At 63.9% G+C, this 25,153-nt stretch carries 21 protein-coding genes; 14 read left to right on the forward strand and 7 right to left on the reverse strand.

Annotated elements, in window-relative coordinates; all coding sequences use genetic code 11:
* The 9 genes from OOZ51_RS13990 (at position 1) to OOZ51_RS14030 (ending at position 13,445) form a co-directional block, all read left to right on the forward strand.
* Positions 1 to 2,055: an MDR family MFS transporter gene (locus OOZ51_RS13990; RefSeq protein WP_265980300.1), complete on the forward strand. Its 2,055-nt coding sequence runs from the start codon at positions 1 to 3 to the stop codon at positions 2,053 to 2,055.
* Between the two features lie 213 nt (positions 2,056 to 2,268).
* Positions 2,269 to 4,002: an ABC transporter ATP-binding protein gene (locus OOZ51_RS13995; protein ID WP_265980301.1), complete on the forward strand. Its 1,734-nt coding sequence runs from the start codon at positions 2,269 to 2,271 to the stop codon at positions 4,000 to 4,002.
* Positions 3,999 to 6,095: an ABC transporter ATP-binding protein gene (locus OOZ51_RS14000; RefSeq protein ID WP_323054757.1), complete on the forward strand. Its 2,097-nt coding sequence runs from the start codon at positions 3,999 to 4,001 to the stop codon at positions 6,093 to 6,095. The genes OOZ51_RS13995 and OOZ51_RS14000 overlap by 4 nt, the downstream gene beginning before the upstream one ends.
* A gap of 26 nt (positions 6,096 to 6,121) precedes the next feature.
* Positions 6,122 to 6,538 (forward strand): acyl-CoA thioesterase, encoded by a 417-nt coding sequence (locus tag OOZ51_RS14005; RefSeq protein WP_265980414.1) that lies wholly within the window; start codon positions 6,122 to 6,124, stop codon positions 6,536 to 6,538.
* 52 nt (positions 6,539 to 6,590) lie between these two features.
* A complete protein-coding gene (locus OOZ51_RS14010) occupies positions 6,591 to 7,331 on the forward strand; it encodes a copper homeostasis protein CutC (RefSeq protein WP_265980302.1) in 741 nt (246 codons plus the stop codon).
* Positions 7,332 to 7,482: 151 nt separating this feature from the next.
* Positions 7,483 to 9,414 carry a DUF5107 domain-containing protein gene (locus OOZ51_RS14015; RefSeq protein WP_265980303.1) on the forward strand — a complete coding sequence of 644 codons (1,932 nt, stop codon included), beginning with the start codon at positions 7,483 to 7,485 and terminating at the stop codon, positions 9,412 to 9,414.
* A 144-nt stretch (positions 9,415 to 9,558) separates the two neighbouring features.
* Positions 9,559 to 11,790, forward strand: coding sequence for an McrB family protein (locus OOZ51_RS14020; RefSeq protein WP_265980304.1), 2,232 nt, complete (start codon positions 9,559 to 9,561; stop codon positions 11,788 to 11,790).
* Positions 11,791 to 11,881: 91 nt separating this feature from the next.
* Complete coding sequence (locus OOZ51_RS14025; protein WP_265980306.1) at positions 11,882 to 13,072, forward strand: 5-methylcytosine restriction system specificity protein McrC; 1,191 nt, start codon at positions 11,882 to 11,884, stop codon at positions 13,070 to 13,072.
* 136 nt (positions 13,073 to 13,208) lie between these two features.
* Positions 13,209 to 13,445, forward strand: a complete 237-nt coding sequence (locus OOZ51_RS14030) for a PLDc N-terminal domain-containing protein (RefSeq protein WP_265980307.1) — start codon at positions 13,209 to 13,211, stop codon at positions 13,443 to 13,445.
* Here OOZ51_RS14030 and OOZ51_RS14035 read toward each other — a convergent pair.
* The 7 genes from OOZ51_RS14035 to bioB all read right to left on the reverse strand — a co-directional run bounded on the left by OOZ51_RS14035 (position 13,387) and on the right by bioB (position 19,617).
* Positions 13,387 to 13,854, reverse strand: coding sequence for a very short patch repair endonuclease (locus tag OOZ51_RS14035; protein WP_265980308.1), 468 nt, complete (start codon positions 13,852 to 13,854; stop codon positions 13,387 to 13,389). The genes OOZ51_RS14030 and OOZ51_RS14035 overlap by 59 nt on opposite strands.
* A 164-nt stretch (positions 13,855 to 14,018) precedes the next feature.
* On the reverse strand, positions 14,019 to 15,143 hold the full coding sequence (locus OOZ51_RS14040; RefSeq protein WP_265980309.1) for a cytochrome P450 family protein: 1,125 nt from the start codon (positions 15,141 to 15,143) through the stop codon (positions 14,019 to 14,021).
* Positions 15,140 to 15,820, reverse strand: coding sequence for a dethiobiotin synthase (gene bioD, locus OOZ51_RS14045; RefSeq protein ID WP_265980310.1), 681 nt, complete (start codon positions 15,818 to 15,820; stop codon positions 15,140 to 15,142). Before bioD ends, OOZ51_RS14040 begins: the two co-directional genes overlap by 4 nt.
* Positions 15,817 to 16,974, reverse strand: a complete 1,158-nt coding sequence (locus OOZ51_RS14050) for an 8-amino-7-oxononanoate synthase (RefSeq protein ID WP_416346385.1) — start codon at positions 16,972 to 16,974, stop codon at positions 15,817 to 15,819. Before OOZ51_RS14050 ends, bioD begins: the two co-directional genes overlap by 4 nt.
* A gap of 8 nt (positions 16,975 to 16,982) precedes the next feature.
* The gene (locus OOZ51_RS14055; protein WP_265980312.1) at positions 16,983 to 18,308 is read right to left on the reverse strand and encodes an adenosylmethionine--8-amino-7-oxononanoate transaminase; all 1,326 of its coding nucleotides are present in this window, start codon (positions 18,306 to 18,308) and stop codon (positions 16,983 to 16,985) included.
* Positions 18,305 to 18,592 carry a biotin synthase auxiliary protein BsaP gene (gene bsaP, locus OOZ51_RS14060; RefSeq protein ID WP_265980313.1) on the reverse strand — a complete coding sequence of 96 codons (288 nt, stop codon included), beginning with the start codon at positions 18,590 to 18,592 and terminating at the stop codon, positions 18,305 to 18,307. Before bsaP ends, OOZ51_RS14055 begins: the two co-directional genes overlap by 4 nt.
* Entirely contained in the window at positions 18,589 to 19,617 is a 1,029-nt protein-coding gene (gene bioB, locus OOZ51_RS14065; RefSeq protein WP_265980314.1) for a biotin synthase BioB, read from the reverse strand. Before bioB ends, bsaP begins: the two co-directional genes overlap by 4 nt.
* Before the next feature lie 425 nt (positions 19,618 to 20,042).
* Between bioB and OOZ51_RS14070 the strand changes: the two genes are divergently transcribed.
* From OOZ51_RS14070 to OOZ51_RS14090, 5 genes are all read left to right on the forward strand, one after another.
* A complete protein-coding gene (locus OOZ51_RS14070) occupies positions 20,043 to 20,675 on the forward strand; it encodes a DUF6318 family protein (RefSeq protein WP_265980316.1) in 633 nt (210 codons plus the stop codon).
* Between the two features lie 6 nt (positions 20,676 to 20,681).
* A complete protein-coding gene (locus OOZ51_RS14075; protein WP_265980317.1) occupies positions 20,682 to 21,623 on the forward strand; it encodes a hypothetical protein in 942 nt (313 codons plus the stop codon).
* A gap of 159 nt (positions 21,624 to 21,782) precedes the next feature.
* A complete protein-coding gene (locus OOZ51_RS14080) occupies positions 21,783 to 22,853 on the forward strand; it encodes an alkene reductase (protein ID WP_265980318.1) in 1,071 nt (356 codons plus the stop codon).
* A gap of 291 nt (positions 22,854 to 23,144) precedes the next feature.
* Positions 23,145 to 23,843, forward strand: a complete 699-nt coding sequence (locus OOZ51_RS14085) for a GntR family transcriptional regulator (RefSeq protein WP_265980320.1) — start codon at positions 23,145 to 23,147, stop codon at positions 23,841 to 23,843.
* Positions 23,844 to 24,115: 272 nt separating this feature from the next.
* Positions 24,116 to 25,153, forward strand: coding sequence for a sugar phosphate isomerase/epimerase family protein (locus OOZ51_RS14090; protein WP_265980321.1), 1,038 nt, complete (start codon positions 24,116 to 24,118; stop codon positions 25,151 to 25,153).

Raw genomic sequence — 25,153 nt, forward strand, 5'->3', positions numbered from 1 at the left:
ATGGCAACCCGAATACAAGAACGTTCGACGGCGGTGCCGGCATCATCCGCGCCCATGACGCACCGCCAGATCATGGAAGCCTTGACGGGCCTCCTCGCGGCATTCTTCACCGCTATCCTGAGCAGCACCATCGTGGCCAACGCCCTGCCGACCATCATGTCCGATCTCCATGGCACCCAAACGGACTTCGCGTGGGTCATCACGGCCGCGCTGTTGGCCAACGCCGCCACCACGCCCATCTGGGGCAAGCTCGCCGACCTCTTCGACAAGAAGCTACTGGTCCAGCTGAGCATCGTGATCTTCGTAGCCGGCTCGGTCATGGCTGGATTCTCCCAAAGCATTCCGTTCCTTTTGACCGCCCGCGTCATCCAGGGCATCGCCTTGGGTGGGCTCACTGCCTTGGCCCAAGCGATCATCGGCACCATGATTCCGCCGCGGGACCGTGGCAAGTATTCCGGCTACATGGGCGCTGTCATGGCTGTTGGTACCGCCGGCGGACCGCTGCTCGGTGGATTCATCGTTGACAGCCCGCTCGGCTGGCGCTGGACGTTCTTCGTCTGTGTGCCGCTCGCCGTCGTCGCGCTCATCCTGCTCCAGGTGACCCTCAAGATCCAACACATCAAGCGCCCCGCCAAGATCGACTGGCTCGGTTCCATCTTGCTGACCTCGGGCGTGAGCCTGCTCCTCATCTGGGTTTCCTTCGCCGGCAACCCGGACTACTACGACTGGATCTCCTGGCAGTCGGCCCTCATGGTGGGCGGCGGCGTGCTTCTGCTTGCCCTGCTGGTGCTGGTCGAATCCAAAGTGGCCGAGCCCATCATCCCGCTGAAGATCATCTCCCAGCGGACCACCGCATTGGCGATCCTGGCCTCCGTGGCCGTCGGTATCGCGATGTTCAGCTCGTCGACGTTCCTGGGCCAGTACTTCCAGGTAGCTCGCGGCGCCACGCCCACCGAGGCAGGTCTTCTGACGTTGCCCATGATTGCGGGCAACCTCTTGGGCTCAGTGGCGTCCGGCCAGCTGATCAGCCGCTACGGCAAATGGAAGCGGTTCCTGTTGGCGGGCACCGTCCTGCTGGCTGGCGGCCTCGCCTTCACGGGCACCATCGACCACACCACTGAGCTGTGGATTACCTGCTGCTACACCGCCATCTTCGGCCTGGGCCTTGGCTTGCTGATGCAGAACCTGGTCCTCGCGGTCCAGAACACGGTCCGCGCCCAGGACATCGGTACGGCCAGCGCGTCCGTGGCGTTCTTCCGCTCCGTGGGTGGCGCGATCGGCGTCTCCGTGCTCGGTGCCATCATGGCCACGCACGTCAAGGACCTTGCCACCAAAGGCCTCGCCGCAGCCCACATCCCGGTAAGCGGCGGGTCCGGCGGTGGAAGCATGGATCTTGCGGACATGCCTGCCCCGATCCGGGACATCATGCGTGCCGCGTACGGCGATGCAACCGCCCAGATATTCCTCATCTCAGCGGCTATTGGCGTGGTCGCTTTCCTCGCGGTCCTGTTCATCAAGGAGGTTCCGCTGCGGAAGACGGTGGACGCAACGCCTGCGAAAGAACTGCTGGCAAACGCTTCCGGCGAAGCCGCGATGACACTGGACACCTCAGCGCTGCCCGTTATCGAATCCACTGAGCTTCCCCAGGCAGCGCTTCCCCAGGCAGCCGACGACGGCGGCACCCCCTTGGGTGCCAGCCGCGCCCGTGCGGCGGCTGAGAAAGAGCACGATGATCTGGACCTTGAGTTTGCACGGATCCTGACGCAGGAACGGCCGGACCCCGCCGCTGGCCTGCGCGAGGTCCAGGATCAGCTTGCCTTGACCCAGAGACTGCTGGCTGAGCAACAGCTTCAGCTGAGCCAGGCACAGCGCGAGCTCCAGGTACGCGTCCACGAACAGCAGGCCACCGCCGTCGAGCAGTCGAAGACCGCTGAGGAGTTGGCCGCGCTGCGCAAGGAACTCAAACGTGAGCGTCGTCGCCAGGAAAGGGTGGCCCTGCTGCTCATTGCGGGCGAAGCCTCGAGGGCAGGGGAAACCGGACGTCACGCGGGCTAGAACGTCACGCGGGCCATGAGCCGCTCCAGCGGGCTTGGAAGCGCTGCAGCGGCTCAGGTACGCCGCAAGGATGATATTTAGCTATCAATATTTCGCTGAGGCAACGGATTTCGTAGAGTTGAGGGACTAATACTGTCAGCGCCTGCTGCTATCCATGTATTAAGTCATTCGCATATTAAGTCATTCGCGCACTCTCATTAAGGATCCGTGGGCATGCTTGTCACCCTGATACGGCGCTACTCCAAGCCGTATTTGCCGCAGATACTGGCCGTCATCATCTTCCAGTTGGCGTCTACCATTGCCACCCTTTACCTTCCAAGCCTCAACGCCAAGATCATCGATGAAGGGGTTTCCCGGGGGGATACCAACTACATCTGGCAGACTGGCGCCCTGATGCTCGCTGTCGCGTTCGGCCAGGTCATTGCGGCCATCGCGGGCGTCTATTTCGGTTCCCGCGTGGCCATGGCCATGGGCCGGGACTTGCGCAGGGACGTTTTCCGCAAGGTCAGCAGCTTCGCGGCCAAGGACGTCAACAGCTTCGGTGCGCCCACGTTGATCACCCGCGGCACCAACGACGTCCAGCAGGTCCAGATGCTCATGCTGATGGGCCTGAACTTCATGGTGTCCACGCCCATCATGTGCGTTGGCGGCATCATCATGGCCCTGCGCGAGGACCTCAGCCTGTCGTGGCTCGTCTGGGTTTCGGTGCCGGTTCTCGTTGCCGTGGTTGGCTACCTCGTGGTCAGGCTCATGCCGCTCTTCCGCTCCATGCAGAAGAAGATCGACGCCATCAACGGTGTGCTGCGCGAACAGATCATCGGTATCCGGGTGGTGAGGGCCTTCGTTCGTGAACCGTACGAGGCCAAGCGCTTCGGCGACGCCAACAAGGATCTGACCTTGGTTTCGGTCAAGATCGGCAACCTGTTTGTCTTGATGTTCCCTGCCATCGGAATGATCCTGCACCTTTCCACGGCGGCAGTGCTGTGGTTCGGCGGCCAAAGGGTGGATGCGGGCAACATGCAGGTGGGCTCGTTGACGGCCTTCCTGCAATACCTCCTGCAGATCCTGATGGCCGTCATGATGGGAACCTTCATGGCCATGATGATCCCGCGTGCCTCCGTCTGTGCGGACCGCATCGGCGAGGTCCTCGACGTCGAACCCTCCATCCACGATCCGGAGGCGCCCGTGGCGCCCGCGGAGAAGAAGGGGCGCGTCGAATTCCGCGATGTCACCTTCAAATACCCCGGCGCTGAAGCTCCCGTGCTTAGCAACATTTCTTTCACCGCCGAGCCGGGCCAGACCCTCGCCATCATTGGATCCACAGGCGCAGGCAAGACCACTTTGGTGTCGCTGCTGCCGCGCCTGTACGACGTCGCGTCCGGCGATGTATTGCTCGACGGCGTTCCGGTCACCAGCCTGGACCGCGACGATATCACCAGTCGCGTGGCCACCGTGCCGCAGAAGCCGTACTTGTTCTCCGGAACCATCGAGCATAATCTGCGCTTCGGCAAGACCGATGCCACGGACCAGGAACTCTGGGATGCATTGGAAACCGCGCAGGCCAAAGACTTCGTCATGGAAAAGTCTTCCGGCCTTAACCGGCGGGTGGCGCAGGGCGGCACCAACGTCTCCGGCGGCCAGAGGCAGCGCCTCTGCATTGCCCGGGCCCTTGTGACACAACCCAAGGTCTATCTCTTTGACGACTCCTTCTCGGCCTTGGATGTGGCCACGGACGCCCGCCTTCGCAGGGCGCTGAAGGAGAAGACGCAGGATGCCACGGTCATCATCGTGGCCCAGCGCGTCTCCACCATTGCGGATGCGGACCAGATCCTCGTCTTGGACAACGGCAGAATCGTTGACCGGGGCACCCACGACGAACTACTGGAAACGTCACCCACGTACCAGGAGATCGTCGAATCCCAGCTGAGCGCGGAGGAAGTGGCATGAGCGAACAGAACCAGCAAAAGCGTGGCTGGGCCGCGAAGGCCGAGGCAGCCAACGCAGCGCGCGAAACTGCGGAAGCGAAGGATGCAGACGCAGCCGGTGCCGTCACGGCCGTGGACGATGACGGGGTCGAAGAAACCGAATACACTCCAGGCGAAGCCGACGGCGGCATGTTCGGCAACCTGCCGGCCAAGAAGGCCAAGGCTTTCGGACCGTCCGCGAAGCGGCTCCTCGGACTGCTCAAGCCGGAAGCCGCAGGCGTGGTCTTCGTCATCGGCCTCGTGGTGGTCTCGGTCGTCCTGAACGTCATCGCCCCGAAGATCCTCGGCAGCGCCATGGACGTGATCTTCGGCGGTGTCATGGGCAAGCAGTTGCCTCCCGGCGTGAGCCAAGCGGCCTTCACCGAAGGACTCCGCCGAGCTGGCCAGAACAACTTCGCGGACATGGTCTCCAAGATGGAGCTCACCAACGGGATCAATTTCTCGAAGCTGACGTTCCTGATCTCGATTGTGCTTTTGATGTACTTCGTGGCCAACATCTTCCTGTGGGCCCAGGGCTACATCCTGAACAAGATCGTCATGAAGGTCATCAACCGCCTCCGCAATGACGTCCAGGGCAAGCTCAACCGCTTGCCCCTGAATTACTTCGACACCCGCCAGCGAGGCGACATCCTGTCTCGCGTGACCAACGACGTCGACAACGTCCAGCAAGGGCTCCAACAGGCGTTCGCGCAGCTGGTCAGCTCGGTGCTCACGGTTTTCGGCATCACGGTCATGATGTTCATCGTGTCCTGGCAGCTGGCCCTGATCGCGCTGGTGGCCTTGCCGCTCTCCGGTGTCCTTGCCGGCGTGATCGGCGCCCGCAGCCAGAAGCTCTTCGCCGCCCAGTGGAAGAACACGGGCTCACTCAATGGCCAGATCGAGGAATCGTTCTCCGGCCACGAGCTCGTCAAAGTCTTCGGGCGCGACGCGGACATGCTGGAACGCTTCGACGAACGCAACGAAGCCCTGTACAAGGCCTCGTTTGGGGCGCAGTTTGTATCCGGCGTAATCTTCCCGGCCATGAACTTCGTCTCGTACCTCAGCTACGTGGGCATCGCCGTCGTCGGCGGCCTGCGTGTGGCCTCCGGCTCCATGAGCCTCGGCGATGCCACGGCGTTCATCCAGTACTCGCGTGAATTCACCCAGCCCCTCGGGCAGATCGCCGGTATGGCCAACATGCTGCAGTCCGGCGTGGCTTCGGCTGAACGGGTCTTCGAGTTCCTGGATGCCGACGAGGAAATGCCGGAGAACGCGGCCCGTCACCTGCCGCCGCGCACGGACGGCCACGTCGAATTCGAGAACGTATCCTTCAGCTACGTTGCCGACAATCCGCTGATCGAGGACCTGTCCCTCAGCGCCGAGCCGGGACACACCGTGGCGATCGTCGGGCCTACGGGTGCGGGCAAGACCACCCTGGTCAACCTGGTCATGCGGTTCTACGAGCTCAACTCGGGACGTATCACCCTGGACGGGGTGGACATCAAGGAGCTGAGCCGTTCCGAGCTTCGCTCCAAGGTGGGAATGGTGCTCCAGGATGCTTGGCTGTTTGGCGGCACCATCTACGACAACATCAAGTACGGCAACCTTGACGCCACCGAGGAACAGATCATGGAAGCGGCCAAGGCCACCTACGTGGACCGCTTCGTGCGGGCCCTACCGGACGGTTACCAGACCATCATCGACGAGGAAGGCAACAACGTCAGTGCGGGCGAGAAACAGCTCATCACCATCGCCCGGGCCTTCGTTTCCGATCCCTCGCTGCTGATCCTGGACGAGGCAACGAGCTCTGTTGACACCCGTACCGAGTTGTTGCTGCAGAAAGCCATGGCTGCCCTCCGCACAGATCGCACCAGCTTCGTCATCGCCCACCGTTTGTCCACCATCCGCGACGCCGACACCATCCTGGTGATGGAAAACGGCAGCATCGTGGAGCAGGGCAACCACAACGAACTGCTCGCTTTGCAGGGTGCGTACCACCGCCTGTACATGTCGCAGTTTGCCGGTGAGGATGCCGAGGAAGTCGCTGTTGATGATTCGACGGCGGTGCACAGCTGAGCCAGCGAATTACGGTCCTCGTGCCGATGCGCTGGGGCGACATGGACGCCTATGGGCACATCAACAACGTCCAGATCGTCCGCATGTTGGAGGAGGCCCGTATCGCGGCCTTCGGTCCGCCCCGCGGAGCAGGTTTGCCTGGTGTCGAGCCACCCGTGTCCATTTTCAACGATGTTGAAGACGGGGTCATGACCCTTGTGGTGGAGCACAGGGTCCGGTACGTCCGGACCTTGGAATACCGCAACGTTCCGGCAGTTGTTGAGATCTGGGTGGGTGCCGTGAAGGGTGCCAGCTTTGACCTCCACTACGTCATCAAGGATCCCGTGACCGGCGAGGACTGCGTCAAAGCCAGCACGCATCTTGCTTTCGTGGATGAGTCCACCGGCCGGGTCCGCAGGCTCACCCCGGAGCAAAAGCAGCAGCTGGAACCCTACCGGTCCTAGGCGAAGCATTACAGCAGCGCCCTGTGCATCCCGGTGGCCGTAGAGTTTCCCCATGAAACTCGAGATCGTCGGCGTCGGTGCCCAGGGCGCTGCCGTTGCCGCTGAAGAAGGCGCGGACCGGATTGAACTATGCAGCGCCCTGGAGCTTGGGGGACTGACCCCGAGCCAAGGCCTTATGGACGCCGCCCAGGAAGCCGTGGCCGGAAGGCTGGAGATCCACCCGCTCATCCGTAGCCGGCCTGGAGATTTCCTGTACTCCAGCGCCGATCTGGACACCATGGACCGGGAGATCCGCTTCCTGCTCACCCAAGGAGCTCACGGAGTGGTGATCGGTGTCCTGACCGCCGCCGGCGAAATCGACGTCCAGGCCACACGAAAGCTCGCCGATGCAGCCCTCGAGACCAACCCTGCCGCCCAACTGACCTTCCACCGGGCCATCGACCAAACACCAGAGCCCGCATCCGCCGTCGAACAGCTCGTGGAACTCGGATTCACGCGGGTGCTCAGCTCCGGGGGTGCCGCCACCGTGGGAGCGGGGATCGCGACGCTCGAGCGCATGGTCCGGCGGGCAGCGGGGCGGCTTGAGGTCATGGCAGGCGGCGGACTCGCTTTGGACGATATCCCGGCCCTGCACGCCGCAGGACTGAGCGCGGTCCACTTGTCGGCCAAGTCCACGGTTTCCACCTGGAAGAACCAAGCCGGTTCCCTCGATTCGCCGGGACATTCGGACCCGACGGCGTACATGATCACCGACCGCGAAGTGGTGAGGGCAGCCCGCGCAGCTGTCGGATGAGATCCCCAACTGACTGACAGTTAATGCCGTTATGGGTGCTCATAACGGCATCAACTGCGAGTCACTTGGGTGGTTCCCTTTACACAGGCGCGACTTCGGTCAAAGATGTATGAAACATTGCGATTGAAAATGCCATTCAGGAGTCATAAAGATGCAAAACCTGAGCTTCTCCACTATCACCCTGAGCATGGCGGAGGTGGGCCCCAATAGCCCGTTGCCGGTGGTCACGGCAGAACTGGACCAGCCGTACAGGATCGGCGACGGCGTCCCGGAGGAACTGCAGGCCGCAGCCCGTTACGGGCAAGTTCCGAACATGTTCCCGTACTTGATGCAGGACGGCTACTCGCGTGAGCGGACCGCCCACGAGGTGCCCGCCGTCGTGCTTGAGAACAGCAAGCTGCGAGCGGTCGTCCTCCCCACCTTGGGCGGCCGGCTGTGGGAGCTTTTCGACAAGGCCTCGGGAAAGCAGCTCCTGCACACCCACGGGACCCTGCAATTCGCGAACATCGCGCTGCGCAAAGCGTGGTTCGCGGGCGGTCTCGAATGGAACATCGGTACCCGCGGGCACTCGCCCACCACCTGCGATCCTTTACACACGGCCATCGTCAAAACGCCCGAGGGCCACGACGTGCTGCGGATGTGGGAGTTCGAACGCCTCCGCGAAGTGGTTTTCCAGGTGGACATGTGGCTTCCGGAGGACTCGGACGTTCTGCTCACGGCGGTCCGGATCCGCAACCCCCATGACCACGGTGTCCCCATGTACTGGTGGAGCAACGCCGCCGTTCCAGAGACATCGGAAACACGTGTGATTGCGCCCGCCTCCGAGGCTTTCGGCAGCGACTACACCACCGACATCGCCCGCGTCCGGCCCACGGAGCACCAGGGCATGGATGCCACGTGGCTGGTGAACAGCCCGCACGCTGCGGATTTCTTCTTCGACATCCAGCCGGGACACCGGCATTGGATCGCTGCAGTGGACCACGACGGCGACGGCCTCGCCATGCTGTCTACCAGCCTCCTGCGGGGGAAGAAGCTGTTCGTCTGGGGCCAGGGCGACGGCGGGAAGCGCTGGCAGGAATGGCTCAGCCCCGGGGCCGGCCCGTACGCCGAGATCCAGGCAGGGCTGGCGCAAACCCAATTCGAACATCTGGTCATGCCTGCCTGGGCCGAATGGAGCTGGGTGGAGGCCTACGGCAACGCCAAACTGGATCCCGGAACCTCGCATGGCCAGGATTGGGATGAGGCCGTGGCCCATGCCAGCGCCCGGCTCGAAGACCTTGTCCCGGACGCGGCGCTGGAAGAGGCGCTCGCCGAAGCCACGCGGAACTACGCGATGCCTCCGGACCAGATGCTGGTGCGCGGCACCGCTTGGGGTGCTTTGGAGAGTGCCCGACGGCGACACTCGGGCCGAGGGTGGCTCGACGAAAGCGGTACACCCTTCGCCAATGATGCGACCCCCGACGCCATCGAGGAAACAGGCCCGTGGCACAGCCTGCTGGATGGCGCGAGTTTCCTGGGCGCCGGGAGCTTCGTGGCTGGAGCCGATTGGGAAGAGCTCCTGGCAAAGGATGGGGGAGCGGAAGCACAGTTCCACCTGGCCACGATGAGGCACGCCGGCCAGGACCTCGCCGGCGCGATCGCCGGATACGGCAACGCACTGGCGTCAAGTGCCCTCTCGCCCCGTTCCAAAGTCCTCGCCCACAGAGGCCGGGCCCTTGCCTTGCTCGCCACCAACAATGTTGACGGAGGCCTGGCCGAGCTTGCCACGGCAAGCCGACTCGAGCCCTCCAATGTCTCACTGCTCAGCGAAGCCATGACGCTCAGCATCCGGCATGGAAACCCTGCGCAAGCGCTCGCCTTGGCGGCAGAGGCACCCGCCGGAATGTCCGACGTCGGACGCGTCCGCTTCCTGACGGCACTCGCCCTTGCGGGCGTCGGCAGGGACGAGGAAACAGCGACAATGCTGCGCGACGGCGTCGAGATACCGGACATCCGCGAGGGAGAAGACGGGATCGCCGAGCTGTGGCAGGAAGTGTGCCCTGGGGAGCCTGTGCCCGCCAGCTATCGCTTCGGAATGCACTGATTTGCGGAGTTCGCCGGTGCGGGACAGATGCGGCAGAAGCCAAGAGGGGGACTCATGTGGCAGAACACATGAGATGGGGCGCATGAGGCGGGGACGCCGACTTTCCTGATGCCGTCACCCTGCCAAACCATGTAAGTTGGCAGGGTGACTCCCTCCACCAAAACACCACTGACCCGTGCCCCCGGTATCTCCAAGGAGATCGAAGATGCGGCGTGGTTCGTGCTGGGCCCGGGGCTGCAAGGCAAGGCCTCGGCGCTCGACTCCGGCACCCGCACCTGGACCGTGGACGCCGCCGCCGAGCTCCTGGAGCGGTTGGAACGCGGCGTCGGAGACTCCAAAGCGCCCATGATGACCAATCTGCGCCAAAACCTGGAAGGGGCGTCCCGCGAGGCCAAGTTGCTCGCCGTCGAACTCCTCTTCCTGCAGTCCCTTCCGCTGGCCCATGAGGTCAAATCGCTGAAGGTGAAGCGCGCCCGCGTTGCCGAGGCCGCGTCCTGGCTCGATCCTGAGCTCGAGCTGCCCAAAGAGTTGTACCAAGGTATGACCGATCACGGCGTCATCCGTGACCGGACCGCAGAGTTCAACTGGACCATCTGGGACCATCTCACCTGGCTGTGCCGCTTCGTGGCGCACGTGGATGGCCAGTCCAACGCGAGCATCACCAAAGCCCTCAAGGACCCGCTGAAATTCCACGAACTCGCCGCGGCAACGCCCGAGGACCAGCCAGCCATCCGGCGCAGCATCGAATACTTGGCATGGCCCAGCTACTTCGAGCCTGTGGTGGCTGACGTGGAGCGGCGCGAAATCCGGGACGCTTTCGCTTCGCTCGTTGGCGGCGCCCACGGCGAAACCGAAAACGACATCACCGCGGACGTCCACCGGATCCGGCTGCACCTGGACGAACAGGCCGGCCAGCGCATCGATTGGTACGATCGGCAGCTCGTCAGCCAGTGGCGCAAAGTGGGAGATCCCGGCCGCCGCGCCTGGCTGCTGCGCACGCACCAAGACGCTACCGAGCTCCTTGCCGCCTGGCAGGACGAAGAAAAGGCAACCCTCGACGTCGAACACCTGCGCGAACTCACCCCCGGCGTCACCGCCGGCGTGGTCCAGCATGCCGTGGACGAGGATTACAAACACCTCGGCTACGTGGAGCGCGAAGACACCAAGACCGCTGTCTTCGCGTTCCTGACCGTGATGAAGCCGGGCGACCTCGCCCTGTTCCAGAGCTCCGGAGCCGTCAGGATCGGCGTGGTCCTGGGCGAACCGGAACACAACGGAGACAACCGCCGGCTCCGCCGCAAGGTGCGCTGGTTCGACGAGACCCACCCCATCGCGGAAGCTCCACGGCATGTCCAACGCCAGCTCTCCACCCCGGGGATCGTCGTGGACGTCACCAAGGTCATCCAGTCGCTGCAGTCGCTCCTGCCCGCTGAAGCCGAATCCGACGGTGAGGACACCACCGCCCCGGACACCGTCGTCGAGCCCGTCCAGGAAGGGTTCGGCCCCCTCACTGAAGAGTTCGCAGCCTCCTTGCACATGGAGCTCGAGCCGCTCAAGGAGATCGCCGAGCTCCTGGAAGAGAACCGCCAACTGGTGCTCTACGGGCCTCCGGGCACAGGCAAGACCTACCTCGCCAAGCACTTGGCTGCCGAACTCGCGGGGGACAGCACCGATGAGCGTGTCAAGCTGGTGCAGTTCCACCCGTCCTACGCGTACGAGGACTTCTTCGAGGGCTTCCGGCCGGATAAGACCGACGACGGCCAGGTTTCGTTCAAACTCGTAGCCGGGCCGCTGCGGCGTCTCGCGGAAGAAGCCGCGAAACCTGGGAACTCCAACAAGCCGTACTTCCTCATCATCGACGAAATGAACCGGGCAAACCTGGCCAAAGTGTTCGGTGAGCTGTACTTCTTGCTGGAATACCGGGACGACCGCATCTATCTCCAGTACAGCCCTAACGAGCCGTTCAGCCTGCCGGACAACCTCTACATCATCGGCACCATGAACACGGCGGACCGCTCCATCGCCATGATGGACGCCGCCATCCGCCGCCGTTTCGCGTTCGTTGAATTGCACCCGAAGGTGGAACCGATCCGCGGCTCATTGAGGCGGTTCCTCTCGGCCCGCGGCCTGGACACCCTCAACGCGGACCTGCTTGATGCCTTGAACGACTCCATTGACGACTGGGACCGGGACTTGATGATCGGCCCGTCGTACTTCATGAAGAACGCGGCCCAGAACCCGGCCGGGCTGCGCCGGATCTGGAAGTACGAGCTCATGCCCCTCTTGGAGGAGCACTACCACGGTCAGCTGAATCGGGCCCAGCTGGAGGAGCGCTTCGGTCTGGACCAGTTGTTGGGTCGACTTGCGGCCCGCTAAGGCAGCTCCGCCCCGGCCGGTCCGGGCACCGGGTATCGGACGGCCTGCCGCCCGCGCTTCCACAAAGGTCCCTGCTATCCGGCACATCGTCATGGACGAGCTCTCCGGCGGCATGGTGGACAAGCTTGATCCGGACGCCGCCGCGCTGCTCAATTCCAGCGGGCTCGCGAAGGCCTCGCCCATGGGGATGGGCCTCTACCGGATCGAGCCCGTGGGCAAGGTCGGCTCCGTGCGCACCCCCACCGTCCAGTTCGAGGTACGGCCCAAAGACCGCTTGGGCTTGAGCCGGCTGCTGTTCCTGCTCAGCTATGCCGGGGATCAAGGCTTCCGCGAGGATTCCGTGGCCGCCGTCGAGCAAAAGGACCTGTGGAACGCGCTCGCGGAATCCCTCGCCCAGTTGGCGGAGCGGGCCCTCAGCCGCGGTCCCCTGCAGGGGTACCTGACCGTGGATGAGTCCCTCCGGACGGTCAAGGGCCGCATCCGGATCTCGGACCAGATCTCGCGTCGCCCAGGGATGCTGGTTCCGCTGGAAGTCTCCTACGACGAATTCACCGAGGACATTGCCGAAAACCGTATTCTGCGCGCCGCGCTTGAGCGAATGGGCAAGGTGCCGGGCGTGCGGCAGAACGTCCTCAGCCGCTTGCGGCAGCTTAAGGGAAAGCTCGACGCCGTCACGCGGCTTCAGTCCGGGGCGCCCCTCCCGCGCTGGCAAGCGAGCCGGATGAATCTCCGCTACCACCCCGTGCTCCGTTTGGCCGAGCTCATCCTGCGGAATGCCTCCGCCGAAGCGGGCGAGGGAAAACAGCAGACCGCCTCGTTCGTGGTGGACATGTCCCGCGTGTTTGAGGAATTCGTGGGCGTTGCACTGCGCCAGGCCATGGGAGCACATCCGGGCGAAATGCGGCTTCAATATGGTGTCACCCTCAACGAGGCCGTGCGGGATTCGGACCGGCTCACAGTGCGCCCGGACGCAGTGCATTTCCTGGGTGGCAAGCCCGTGGTGGCGTACGGCACCAAATACAAGGCGGCCACGGACTCCGGGGCATCGCTCAATGCGGACCACTACCAGATGCTGGCCTACTGCACTGCCCTGCGGGTTCCCACGGCGTGGCTGCTCTACGCGGGCAAGGGCGAGATGAAGCTGCGGAGGATCCTCAACACGGACATCGACATTGTGGAGTATCCGCTTGACTTGTCGCGGCCCCCGGCAGAGATTCTTGCCGCCGTCGCCGACCTCGCCGAACAGTCGTGGGGAGAAGTGGTCCGGCAAGCGCGTCTCTGACGCTCCGCAGCAGGGGCCTCCGCCGTCCGGGTTCCCTGGCCGAGCGCAGCGAGGTTAGGGATGCGGTGGGGACCTGTTCCGTCCGGGCGGCAGTCGGTCTAGCCTAAGAGAGCAGTCATTCGCAGACGGAGGCATCATGCACGGCAAGAAAAAGAAGAAGTCCTGGAAGGACATGACCCCGGGGCAACGGGTGGGCATGCTCGTGGTGGGTGCGGGACAGCTGACGCTGCTAGTGGCGGCACAACGCAGCATTTCCAAGACCCCCGAGGCCCAGATCAGGGGAAACAAAGCCGCATGGCGGGCCGCATGCTTCATCAACTTCTTTGGGCCGCTGAGCTACTTCCTGTTCGGCCGCCGTCGAGGAACTGCGTGAGCTGATTCTCCAAAGCCGAACGGTCCCGCAGTTCGCATTCCCACACGGTGAGAACCTCCCAGCCTGAGGCTCTCAGCAGTTCCCGCTGTCCGGCGTCGCGCTCCCGGGTGCGGTTTCGCTTGGCTTCCCAGAAGTCCGCGTTGGCCGTTGGCGCGTGCCGGCCCGCCTTGCAATCGTGGAAGTGCCAGAAGCATCCGTTGACGAAGATCACCTTGCGCCGGCCTGCAAAGACGAGATCCGGACTGCCGGGCAGCTTCCCGCCCGCGGCTCGCCCGTGAAGCCGGTACCGGTACCCCTTGGCGTGCAGGAGCCGGCGGACCAGGAGCTCGGGCTTGGTGTTTTTGCCCCGGATCTTGGACATGTTCAGGCTGCGTTGCTCAGGCGTCAGCAGGTCACGGCTCTCGCCCATATCCTCAGTCTACGCACGGCCTCCCCAGCGACCCTCGCTCACGTATATGGGTCTTTCTTGCGACGCTCGCTCTCTTGTGTGGCCAAATTCCCGGACCGTCCCTCACGTGATGTGAGTGAGGGTCCGTGGGAAATGCGTCAGATGTGAGTGAGCGTCGGGGATCGTCAGAACTCGACGCTGACTGTCCGCGGCGCCTGGAAGGACAGCAGGCGGAGCCATTCGGGTTCCGGGTCTGCCAGACGAGCGCCTTGTAGCACTGCCGCAGTCTCCTGCACGACGACGGCCGCCTCCAGTTCCGCGAGTTTCGCACCAAGGCAGCGGTGGATCCCCGAGCCGAAGGCCAGCCCATAGGCCGTTGGACCGAGCCCGTGCGCCGTCGAAGCCTGGCCTGGCGACTCATGGTGCCCCGTGAGTTCCAGCAGGATTTCGGCACCCGCGGGGATGCGTTCGCCGTGGAGCACCGTGTCCTGGGAGGCAATCCGGCGCCAGGTGGGGACTGAAGACTCGGTCGCGAGGACGTGACGGATGAGCTCGCGCGCCGCGGAACCGGAGGCGGCGTCATCCCAGGCAAAGCCGGCGGACCCCTCGGCAAGCCGGAACAATGCCGTGCTGATGAGCTGGGTGGTGGTTTCCTGTCCCGCGATGAGCAGGAAATAGCCCAGGGAACAGATTTCGGGAGTGCTGAGGCCGTGTTCTGCCAATGACTTGAAGAGGTTACGTCCCGGAGACCCCACTGCCTCGAGGACAAGCTCCCACAGCCAGCCAAAGAACGCCGCCGCACTCCCGGCCAGCTCCAATTGCCGCTCCGCGTCCGGCCAGCCCCAGAAAAGCTCCAGGGAATCCAGGCTCCACGCCTTCAACTCCGGAAGATCGCGTACAGGGAGACCAAGAAGCTCCAGCATCACAATTGCCGGCGGGTACGCAGCCACGGCCTGCACCAGATCTACCCGCCCAACCGCTTCCAGCAATCCAACCGCCGTTGCAGCAGCATCCCGTGCGATCTCGCGAATCCGCGGCTCCACCGCGCCCACTGTCGCCGGGGTGAAGAATCCGGCCACCACCTTGCGGATGCCTGCGTGGGAGGTCGTATCGTTGCTGGCCAGCACCGGCGGCAAAGCGAAGCGGGCACGCTGAAGCACACGAAGGGACTGCCCCGACAAAGGCGTCACGGCGATGAGGGCATTCGCCGGGCTGAAGTCGTCCGGCCTGTGCAGGACTTCCCGCACCACGGACGGTTCGCGCAGGACCAGATACGGGCACGTCTGTGTCCTGGCAGGAGCGGCGCTCATGACCAGGCTCCGCTCAACCAATGTGTGCTTGCTTCCCGGAAAGTCACCGGCGGTAGGTCTGCCGCACGCTCGGGCAACACCCCGATAAGCGGCCGCAACAAGCCAATGGTTGCCCGGTTGCCGTGTTCCAGAACGCCCGGTTCATCCGGCCACGTTCCCAGCACCACGCCGTGGATGCTCAGATCCCTGCGGTCCAGCGCCTCGAGAGTCAGTGCTGTGTGGTTCAAGGTTCCCAACGCGGGACGCGCAACAAGCACAAAAGTCGCGTCCCGTCCAAGGTGCCCTCCCAGATCCGCCAGCGTGCCGCCGTCGGCGTCTAGCTCGACAAGGAGACCGCCCGAACCCTCCACCAGGACATGGTCATGGGTGCTGGCGAGTTCGCGGACACGCGCGGCATGCTCCGCCAGCGGCGGCAGCTTGACTCCGTCCAGCGCGGCAGCGGGCACCGGGGCGAGAGGTTCTTGAAGCACGACGCCGGCCTCGGCAGTGAGCGGTCCGGCCAGGCGAATGATCTCAGTGCAGTCGGAGTCACCGGCTGCAGCGCCGCTCTGGCAGGGCTTGTACACGGCCACCGAGCGGCTCTCCGCTTGTAGCGCAGACGCGAGGGCCGCCGTCGTGACCGTCTTGCCGACGCCGGTGTCCGTTCCGGTGACGAGCACTATGCGGGGTAGTTTCACTGTGTTTCCTCCAGGATGCGGCGCAACGTTGCGCACGCGTAGTCGATGTCGTGGGGCGTCAGCGTGGCGCGAGCTGTCAGCCTGAGGCGCGAGACGCCGTCGGGAACCGATGGCGGGCGGAAGCAGCCGACGCGGACACCCGCCCGGTGTGCCGCCTGGCTTGCCGCAAGCGCGGCAGCGGCAGAGGGCATCGGGATGGATTGCACGGCACCGGCTGACTCGCCAACGGGTTCCACGGCACCGCCCAGCGCCGGGGCCAGTCCCGCCGTGAGGCTGGCAGCGTTCCGATGGACGGCCGCCGCACGCCACGGTTCCGCCCGGATGATCCCGACGGCGGCCAGCGCGGCCGCAGCCGACGACGGCGCGAGACCGGTGTCGAAGATGAAGCTGCGGGCCCTGTTGACGAGGTGTTCGCGGAGCAGGGCGCTGCCAAGCACGGCACCCCCTTGGCTGCCGAGCGACTTGGAAAGCGTTGCCGTCAATACAACATTCGGGTGGCCTGAGAGATCCGTTCCAGCCACCGAGCCGAAGCCCTGGAACGCGCCGTGGCCAGCAACGCCGAGGCTGTGGGCCTCGTCCACGAGGAGCACGGCGTCGTGAACTTCGGCCAAGGACAGCAGCTGGGGGAGAGGGGCGGCGTCGCCGAAGACGCTGTAGATGGACTCGACGGCGATCAGGGCCCTGGGTTCCGTGCGATTTCGAAGATGCTGCTCGGTTGCCGCGAGATCGTTGTGGGGGACCGTATCCACCCTGGAACGGCTCAGCCGGAAACCGTCAATCAGCGAGGCATGGCAATGTTCGTCGGCCACGATGAGGGTTCCAGGGCCGCCGAGTGCAGTAGTGACGCCCAGATTGGCCAAATATCCGGACGAGAAGACCAGCCCGGATTCCATGCCAGTGAGGTTCGCGAGCTCGGCTTCGAGTTCCAGGTGCAACTCGGTGGTGCCCGCAACCAGGCGCGAGGACCTGGCGCCGGTGCCCCAACGGCCGATCGCCTCCCGGGCAGCCTCGGCCAACCGGGGGTCCGTGGCGAGGCCAAGGTAGTCGTTACTGGCCAGGTCTACCTCGGAGTCCCCATCGAGGCGCGTCAGGGGCGTCCGGACCAGGCCTCGGCGCTCGCGGACCGCAGCCTGCTGTTCCAACCATGCGGTCATGGACCTGCTCATGGGCCGTGCACCTCGGCCACGGCCGCCACCATGCCTTCGGCCATCCGCCGAACGTCTTCCGCGGTGCTGATGTAGGGCGGCATCGCGTAGACAAGGTTCCGGAAGGGCCGCACCCACACGCCGTGCCCGACGGCGGCACTCGTCACAGCGGCGACGTCCACTTCCGTGTTTAACTCAATGACGCCAACGGCGCCGATGGTGCGGACCTCTTTGACGGCGTCGAATGCGTTAGCGGCTTCGAGTCCGGCGGCCAGGCCCGCGCCGATCCGGGACACGTCGCTGCGCCAGGCACTGCCGTCGAGAATTCCCAGGCTCGCATTGGCCACGGCGCACGCGAGCGGATTGCCCATGAACGTGGGCCCGTGCAGCAAGGCGCCGGCACCGCCGCCCGAAACTCGGGCAGCAACTTCGCCGGTGCACAGCGTCGCCGCAAGGGTGAGGTAACCGCCGGTGAGGGCCTTCCCGACGCACATGATGTCCGGAACCACGCCGGCATGCTCCGCGGCGAACAGCTCGCCCGTGCGGCCGAAACCTGTCGCGATCTCGTCCAGGATCAGGAGGATCCCGTGCCGATCGGCGATGTCGCGGAGGATGCGCAGGCATTCGGCGGCGTAGATGAACATGCCGCCCGCGCCTTGAAGCACGGGCTCCACGATGATCGCGGCCAGCTCATTGGTGTTCTCCGCAGCAAGGCCTTCGACCTGCGCCCGCCACTCCGCGATCTCCTCCGGCGGCGCGCCCGCGGCAGGTGGCCTCGCGGCGAACACGTTGGCAGCGAGTAGTCCGGGGAAAGCCGAATGCATGCCGTCCACGGGGTCGCACACTCCCATCGCGGCGAAGGTGTCGCCGTGGTATCCGCCGCGGATGCTCAGGAAGCGTTGCCGCTTGGGGAACCCCGAGGCGGTCTGGAACTGCACCGCCAACTTGAGCGCCACCTCCACGGACACCGACCCTGAATCTGCCAGGAACACCCGCTCCAGCGGTGGACGATCTGCGGCGGAAGGAGCCATCGCCACAAGCCGTTCAGCCAGTTCGACGGCGGGCTCGTGGGTAAGGCCGCCGAACATCACATGGCTGAACTTGCCCAATTGGCGGTTCGCCGCGGCATTCAGGAGGGGGTTGCGGTACCCGTGGATGACGGACCACCACGAGGACATGGCGTCGAGCACCTCATGCCCGCGGCCGCTTTCGTCGCGGAGCCGCAGCGCCACGCCGTCGGCGTCTTCGACCTCCCACAAGGGCAGCGTCGCCGACGCCGGGGCGTACGGATGCCAGAGGCTCGCGCGGTCACGCTGGATGAGGTCTCGCTGGATGACGCTCATGACGTCAGCCGTTCGTGTCGCGAGCATTCAGCAGTCCAGCCCAGCGGCGTGACCTGGACCTTCATACGGCGCCGGCACGTGACGCAATAGCGAGGAGGTTCCATCGCGAGGCGCTGCTGGCAGCTTTGGTGAGCGTCCGACGTCGGGCGCTCGCTTTCCGTTACCGTGTCGCCTTGCACCACTTGGGCGTCCTGCGCGGCGGGCTCGCCGCAGAGACCGCAGAAGCTGACTGTGCCGGTGGCTGTGTTTGTGGCGGTATCTGTTCCGTTGGCACTGGTGTTCACAGCGACTTCTGGAGTTCCTTGATGGGCATGTTCAGCTCCACGAGGAGGTTGAGGTCCGCGTCGGCGGGTCGGCCCAGAGTGGTGAGGTAGTTGCCGACGATCACGGCGTTGATGCCGCCCATGAGGCCTTCGCGCGTGCCGAGATCGCCCAGGGTCAGTTCCCGACCGCCGGCGTAGCGCAGGACGGTCCGTGGCATCGCGAGGCGGAACGCCGCGATCGCACGGAGGGCGTCCTTGCCGTCCATGATTCCTTGGTTTTCGAGGGGCGTTCCGGGGCGCGGATTGAGGAAGTTGAGGGGAACTTCGTGGGGTTCGAGGGCTGCGAGCTGGCTGGCAAGCTCGGCCCGCTGGGCGGTGGTTTCGCCCATGCCGATCAAGGCGCCGCAGCAGAGTTCCATGCCGGCGGCTTTGACCATGTTGCAGGTTTCTAGTCGCTCCTCATAGCTGTGCGTGGTGACGACTTCGGGGAAGTAGCTGCGCGCGGTTTCGAGGTTGTGGTTGTAGCGGTGGACGCCCCATTCGGCGAGCTGGTCCACTTGGCGCTGGGTGAGCATGCCCAACGAACAGGCGATATTGATGTCCACTTCTTGTTTGATGCGGTCGATCGCGAACTTGATCTGGTTCATCAGTTTGATGTCGGGGCCACGGACGGCCGCGACAATGCAGAACTCCGTGGCCCCAGTGGCTGCGGTTTCCTTCGCGGCTTTGACGAGCTCGGGGATGTCGAGCCAGACGCCGCGGACCGGGCTGTCAAACAGGCCCGATTGGCTGCAGAAATGGCAGTCCTCAGGGCATCCTCCGGTCTTGATGGAGATGATTCCCTCTACTTCGACGTCCTCGCCGCAGTGCTCCAGACGGACTTCGTGGGCGAGTTGCAGGGCCTCCGGGATGGCTTCGTCCGGGAGCTCCAAGATCTCGAGCAGCTGGGATTCGTTGAGGCCTTCGCCGTTCGCGAGGACTTGCTGGCGGGCTGTTTCCAGAATCGGATATGTGGACGTACGCCTTGGGTTTGGCTGGGTGGTCATGGTGCTCCTCGGCCGCTACTTGCAGGGGATGGTGCGTTCCCTCCTGACCGTAGTGGGGCCGGGGGATCGCGATTTTGTTGGACGTCCACAAACGTGGGGCCGCAATCTTGGCGGCCGACTCGCTGGATAAGTTACGGCGTGGAAACATCGTGGTGACTCCGTGGTTTCATCCAGTCGATAGCGTCAAGGCCATGTTGCGGAAGTACGCGCAAAGGTAAAGGCCCCATAGGCCTCGACGACGGATGGGCGGCCTGGCTGCGGTCCCGTCGTCGAGGCCTATGGTTTGGGGTTGGCGACCCGATGGCTGAGCGATGCAGGTGGAGAAGCGAGCCGGGCCTGTGGATAACTTTTCAGGCAAGCATGGCAATTGGGTTACCCTTTTGTGAAACGTTCAGTCTTGAAAACTATCTGGGGGATAGCAAGCCATGACTCCACCCACGTCCAATTTCGCCCGCTTTTTCGTAGTTGGCACCCTCGCGGCGGCGTTGACGCTGACTGCATGTGGGAGTGGCCAGCCGCAGGCTGGGCAGTCCGCGTCGCCAAGTGTTTCTGCCAGCGCCACGGCTACACCCACTCCGACCCCGACTGCTGCCTACAAGCCGGCTGATGCCAAGGGGAGGGCGGAGAACGTGCCCATTCCGGTTCTGCCGGAGGCCGCGAAAGCGAATAGCAAGGAAGGCGTGGAGGCGTTCGCTAGGTATTGGTTCCAAGTGATGAGTTATGCCTATGAGACGGGGGACATGGCCGGTTGGTCAGCGATGACGTCTGCGGAATGCACCTTTTGCAATCGAATCAAACAGGGTCTGGAGTCCGCTTACATAAAAGGAAGATGGATTGTCGGTGGCAAGATGACAACTCCGTCGGTTGATGCAATCTTCAAATCCGAGGCACTGACTCAGCAAGTGAAGATTCAGACCATCCAAAGCCAGATTGACTACTACGATGCCGATGGAAGCGTAGGCCAGACCGCAACGCCATTATCGAACTCCGCATCTGTCCTTATTGCCGCATTCGAATCAGGGTCTTGGAAGGTCAAAGACCTCGGATTGATTCGGTAGTGCGCGGTGAATTCGCGAAAGTGGAGACTTTTTGCCATTGCCTTGGCACTGCTACTGGTAGTTCCCGCCGCACCCGCGGAGGCAGCCAGCGATGACCGTGTGTCGTCGGGATATCAACAAAGTGGAATTGACGTCTCTGCTAATTACGTCCGCGACCCTCAATCCGGAGAGTTTGTCCTCGCCCCTCCTGGCCACGTCAGCGACGACCCGAACCAGTACAAGGCAGATCTCCAGTGCCAGGTTGATGACAATTCCTTGGCCAAAAGGTGCCTGCCGGGGCAAATGCAATGCCCGCCCCGCGAGGCTGGTGAGAAGGCCGGGACTCCGGTCATTTGGAAGGTCGCGCCGAAGTCGGTCTCGAATCCTGTGTGGACGGACTGGAGCACCAGCGGAAATGGTCCGTCCTGCCTGTACGACCAAAAGCCCGAGGACCTCCTGCCGCGGATTGCGGCAAGAATCGAGAGCGATTTCCGCAACCTTCCGATCAAACCCGCGGACTTGACCGCCCAGCCGAGCCCTCACACGCTCAAAGGCGCTGAGACCAACATTTTCGCGGACGCGCTCGAGCAGCAATTCGAGGTGACGCTTCTTGGCCAACGGGTCCATATTGTGGCAACTCCGGTGGAATACACCTACGCCTACGGGGACGGCAACAGTCTTGGGCCGACGCCCTCCGCCGGTGGTCCGCTTCGGGAAGCGGAATGGGGCCAAAAGACCCGCACGAGCCATGTGTATCAACAGACCGGTGATTTTCAGATTTCCGTGACCACCACCTTCCGCGGCACCTACTCCGTGAACGGTGGTCCGAACCTGCCGATTCCCGGCACAGGACAGTTTGCCTCGCCGCCACAGACCGTAAGCGTCTGGCGATCAATCACGCGCAACTACGCCGACAACTGCATCGTCAACCCCCAGGGCGAGGGCTGCCCTGGCGTCCCCGCGAAATAGCCCGGGGGCGCACGCAGCCCAGAAGGACAGGGTGTTGTCCTCGGGCGACCGAGTATTTCCGCACCACCGCCGCCATGTGATCCCCGTCTCAATAGGAATAGTTGCAGGCGCGTGGCAGTTGCCGCCAGTGGACCTGTTCCCGTTTGAAAGGCACTGCTCATGTTGTTTTCCCCGTTGACTCTAGGCGAGCTTGAACTTCCCAACCGCTTGGTCATGGCGCCGCTGACCCGCCTCCGTTCAGGCGCTGAAGGCGTTCCTGGCCCGCTGGTCGCGGAACACTACGGACAACGTGCTTCCCTCGGGCTGATTGTCAGCGAGGGCACCTACCCCACGCCGGCAGGGCAGTCCTACCCGGGGCAGCCCGGGCTCGTGACGGAGGAGCAGATCGCCGGCTGGAAGAAAGTGACCGACGCGGTCCATGCCGAGGGCGGCCGGATCTTCGCCCAGGTCATGCACGGTGGGCGCGTTTCCCACCCGGACATTACCGGCGGTCACGAGATCGTGGCACCCAGCGCCGTGGCCATCGACGGCGACGTCCGTACGCCGAGCGGCAAGAAGCCTTACCCGGTGCCGCGCGAATTGAGCACCGATGAACTTCCCGCAACGATCCAGGAAATCGTCACGGCATCGCGGAACGCCATCGATGCAGGATTCGACGGCGTTGAACTGCACTCTGCCAATGGATACCTGCTCCACGAGTTCCTTGCCCCCAACACGAATGTCCGCACCGACAGCTACGGTGGTTCCCCGGAAAACCGCGCCCGCTTCGTGATCGAGACGGTCAACGCCGTGGTTGAAGCCTTGGGCGCCAACCGGGTAGGCATCCGGATTTCCCCGGAGCACTCGGTCCAGGGGATCGCCGAGACCGACCCCGCCGATGTGCGGGCCACCTATGAAGTCCTGGTGGACACCATCGCCTCGCTCAACCTGGCTTACCTCAGCATCCTCCACCATGATCCCAAGGGCGGGCTTGTCCAAGACCTGCGCGAGCGTTTCAAGGGCACGTTCCTGGTAAACACCGGCTTCGGCGAAGTAACCACGCGGGATGAAGCCTTGGCACTCGTGGCTGACGGTCACGCCGACGCCGTGGTGGTTGGCCGTCCGGCCATCGCCAACCCGGACCTGGCGCGCCGGTGGCGTGAGAGCCTCCCGCTCAACGAGCCGGACCCCTCCACCTTCTACGGTGAAGGCGCCAAGGGCTACACCGACTACCCGTTCTACGCCAACTAGAACACCAGAAACTACGACGGCGTCACCTGCGAAGGTGCCGCCGTCGCGGTTTAACGCCCTTCGAGGCCATGGTCCTGCCGGATTTCCGTGCCGCGGCGACGGATTCTGCTGGATCACTCGAGGTAGCAGGTACCTGAGCCCCCGGAATTACGCGGAATCCATCCCGGAACCACCTCGAGCGCGTGGAATGATCCAGCAGAATGTGACGCTCCCAATGCGAGTGAGAGCCGCCAAGCCGGTGTAAAGACTCACAAAGGCGCTGCGGATGGTCCATTCCTATAGGATTTGTCTATGAAACTCGCTTCCTCACGGGATCGCGCCCCGGGCCGACCCGTCAGCCGCCAGGTTCTCGCCGACCACGTCTACGAGGAGCTGCTTGCCTGGCTTATGGACGGTCGGCTGGAACCAGGGGCCGCGGTCAGCATCGACGGGACGGCGCGGGAACTGGACGTTTCGCCCACTCCCGTGCGCGAGGCGTTGGCGAGGCTTGAACACACTGGCATGGTCCGCCGGGTGGCTTTGAAAGGCTATCGGGTAGCCCCCGTTTTCACGCGGGAAGACTTCGCCGAACTCATGGAGGCGCGGCTGGCGATTGAGCCGGTCAACGCACGATTGGCGTGCAGCCGGATTACCCCGGGCGGTCTGGCGGACCTGCGCGAGGCCGTGAAAGATCTGGAGACGGCTCCTCGAGGGCCATCGTTCGCGGAGTTTCGGGACTATCTCGAGGCCGATGAGCGTTTCCATAAGCTGATCGCAGAGCAGTCCGGCAATCAGTTCATGCTTTCGGCCTACAACGCTCTGGGTGGACAGGTCCAGCGGTTCCGGCTGTTCGGGGGAGTGGGCATCACCGACGCCGAGCAGGCCATCGCTGAGCACCAGGCCGTGTTCGAGGCGATGGCCAGCGGGGATCCGGAGCAAGCCGCGGCTGCCATGGCGGACCACGTGCACAAGGTCCGCGCTCGGGCTATCGCCGACGCACCGGCTGACTGAGCAGGCTCCGCAACAGCGCACTCCCGACGGCGATCCAAGACGGAGCCTCGACACCATCAGAACCGCAAAGCCCGCCCATCGGCGGGCCTTTTGCGTGCTCCCTGCAGTCCATACCCGGTGACCCACTTCACAAACATATGTAAGACATATAGGATCTTTGATGACGCGGGGCAATCCGGGCCGTTCAGCGGAAACTCCAAACAAATTTGTTGACAGTCTTGCGCAGATAGTAAATCCTATAGGAAACAGGATTCCACGAAGGAGTGAAAACTATGGCTTACACCGCCGAAAACTGGCCCATTACCGCGGCCCTGCTGCAGTTCCCCGGTACAGACGCCACGGGACAGCACATCAACGACGCCGATGCTCCCGCTTGGGCCGAGGTCCTGCAGGAAGTCAAGGACGCAGGATTTGCCAACGCCGACCTCACCGACAGCTGGGTCCGCCCCGGTGACCTCAGCAAGGCCCGCCTCGCGGAGTTCAAGCAGACCGCAGACCACGTTGGCATTGGCATCCCGGTGATCTCGGCCATTCGCCGCAGCGTCATCCACACCCGGGACTGGGCCGACAACCTGGCTTATAGCCACCGCACCATCGACGCCGCGGCCGAGTTGGGCTGCGAAGTTGTTTCCTTCGGACTCCACCAGGCCATTACGTCAGAGCAGCAAAAGCAGCTGTGGTTCTGGACAGTCGAAGGCTACAAAGATCCGGTGGGGGACAGGGAAGCCTGGGGCAACGCCGTCGCTCGCTTGCGGGAACTCGGTGAGCACGCCGCGGAAGTCGGCGTCCTGCTTTCCCTTGAAATGTATGAGGACACGTTCCTGGGAACCGCCGATTCCTCGGTGCAGTTGGTCCAGGACATCGGACTCGACAACGTGGGCCTCAATCCGGACCTCGGGAACTTGATCCGTCTCCACCGGCCTATCGAGGACTGGCGCGAGATGGTGGCCAAGACACTGCCGTATTCCAACTACTGGCACATGAAGAACTACATCCGGGACGAAGACGTGGCCCGCGACAGCTACATCACCATGCCGGCTCCGATGGAGAGCGGCCTCATCAACTACCGCGAAGCCTTCAAGCTCGCGCTGTCCGTGGGCTTCCAAGGCATCCTGTGCACCGAGCACTATGGCGGCGACGGCCTGAGTGTCACGGCGAGCAACCAGGAATACCTGCGTCGCCACGTACTCCCGAAGACGGACAACTACGCCTTGGGCCAGAGCCAGGTCGCCCAGGGCCGGCAGCAGCCTTCCGGCCGAAGCCAGCCCGCAGGCGCGCACCAGTCCGTCACCCAGCTGGCTGGCGTCTAG

Source organism: Arthrobacter rhizophilus (assembly GCF_026241105.1).
In the GTDB taxonomy this organism is placed as follows: domain Bacteria; phylum Actinomycetota; class Actinomycetes; order Actinomycetales; family Micrococcaceae; genus Arthrobacter.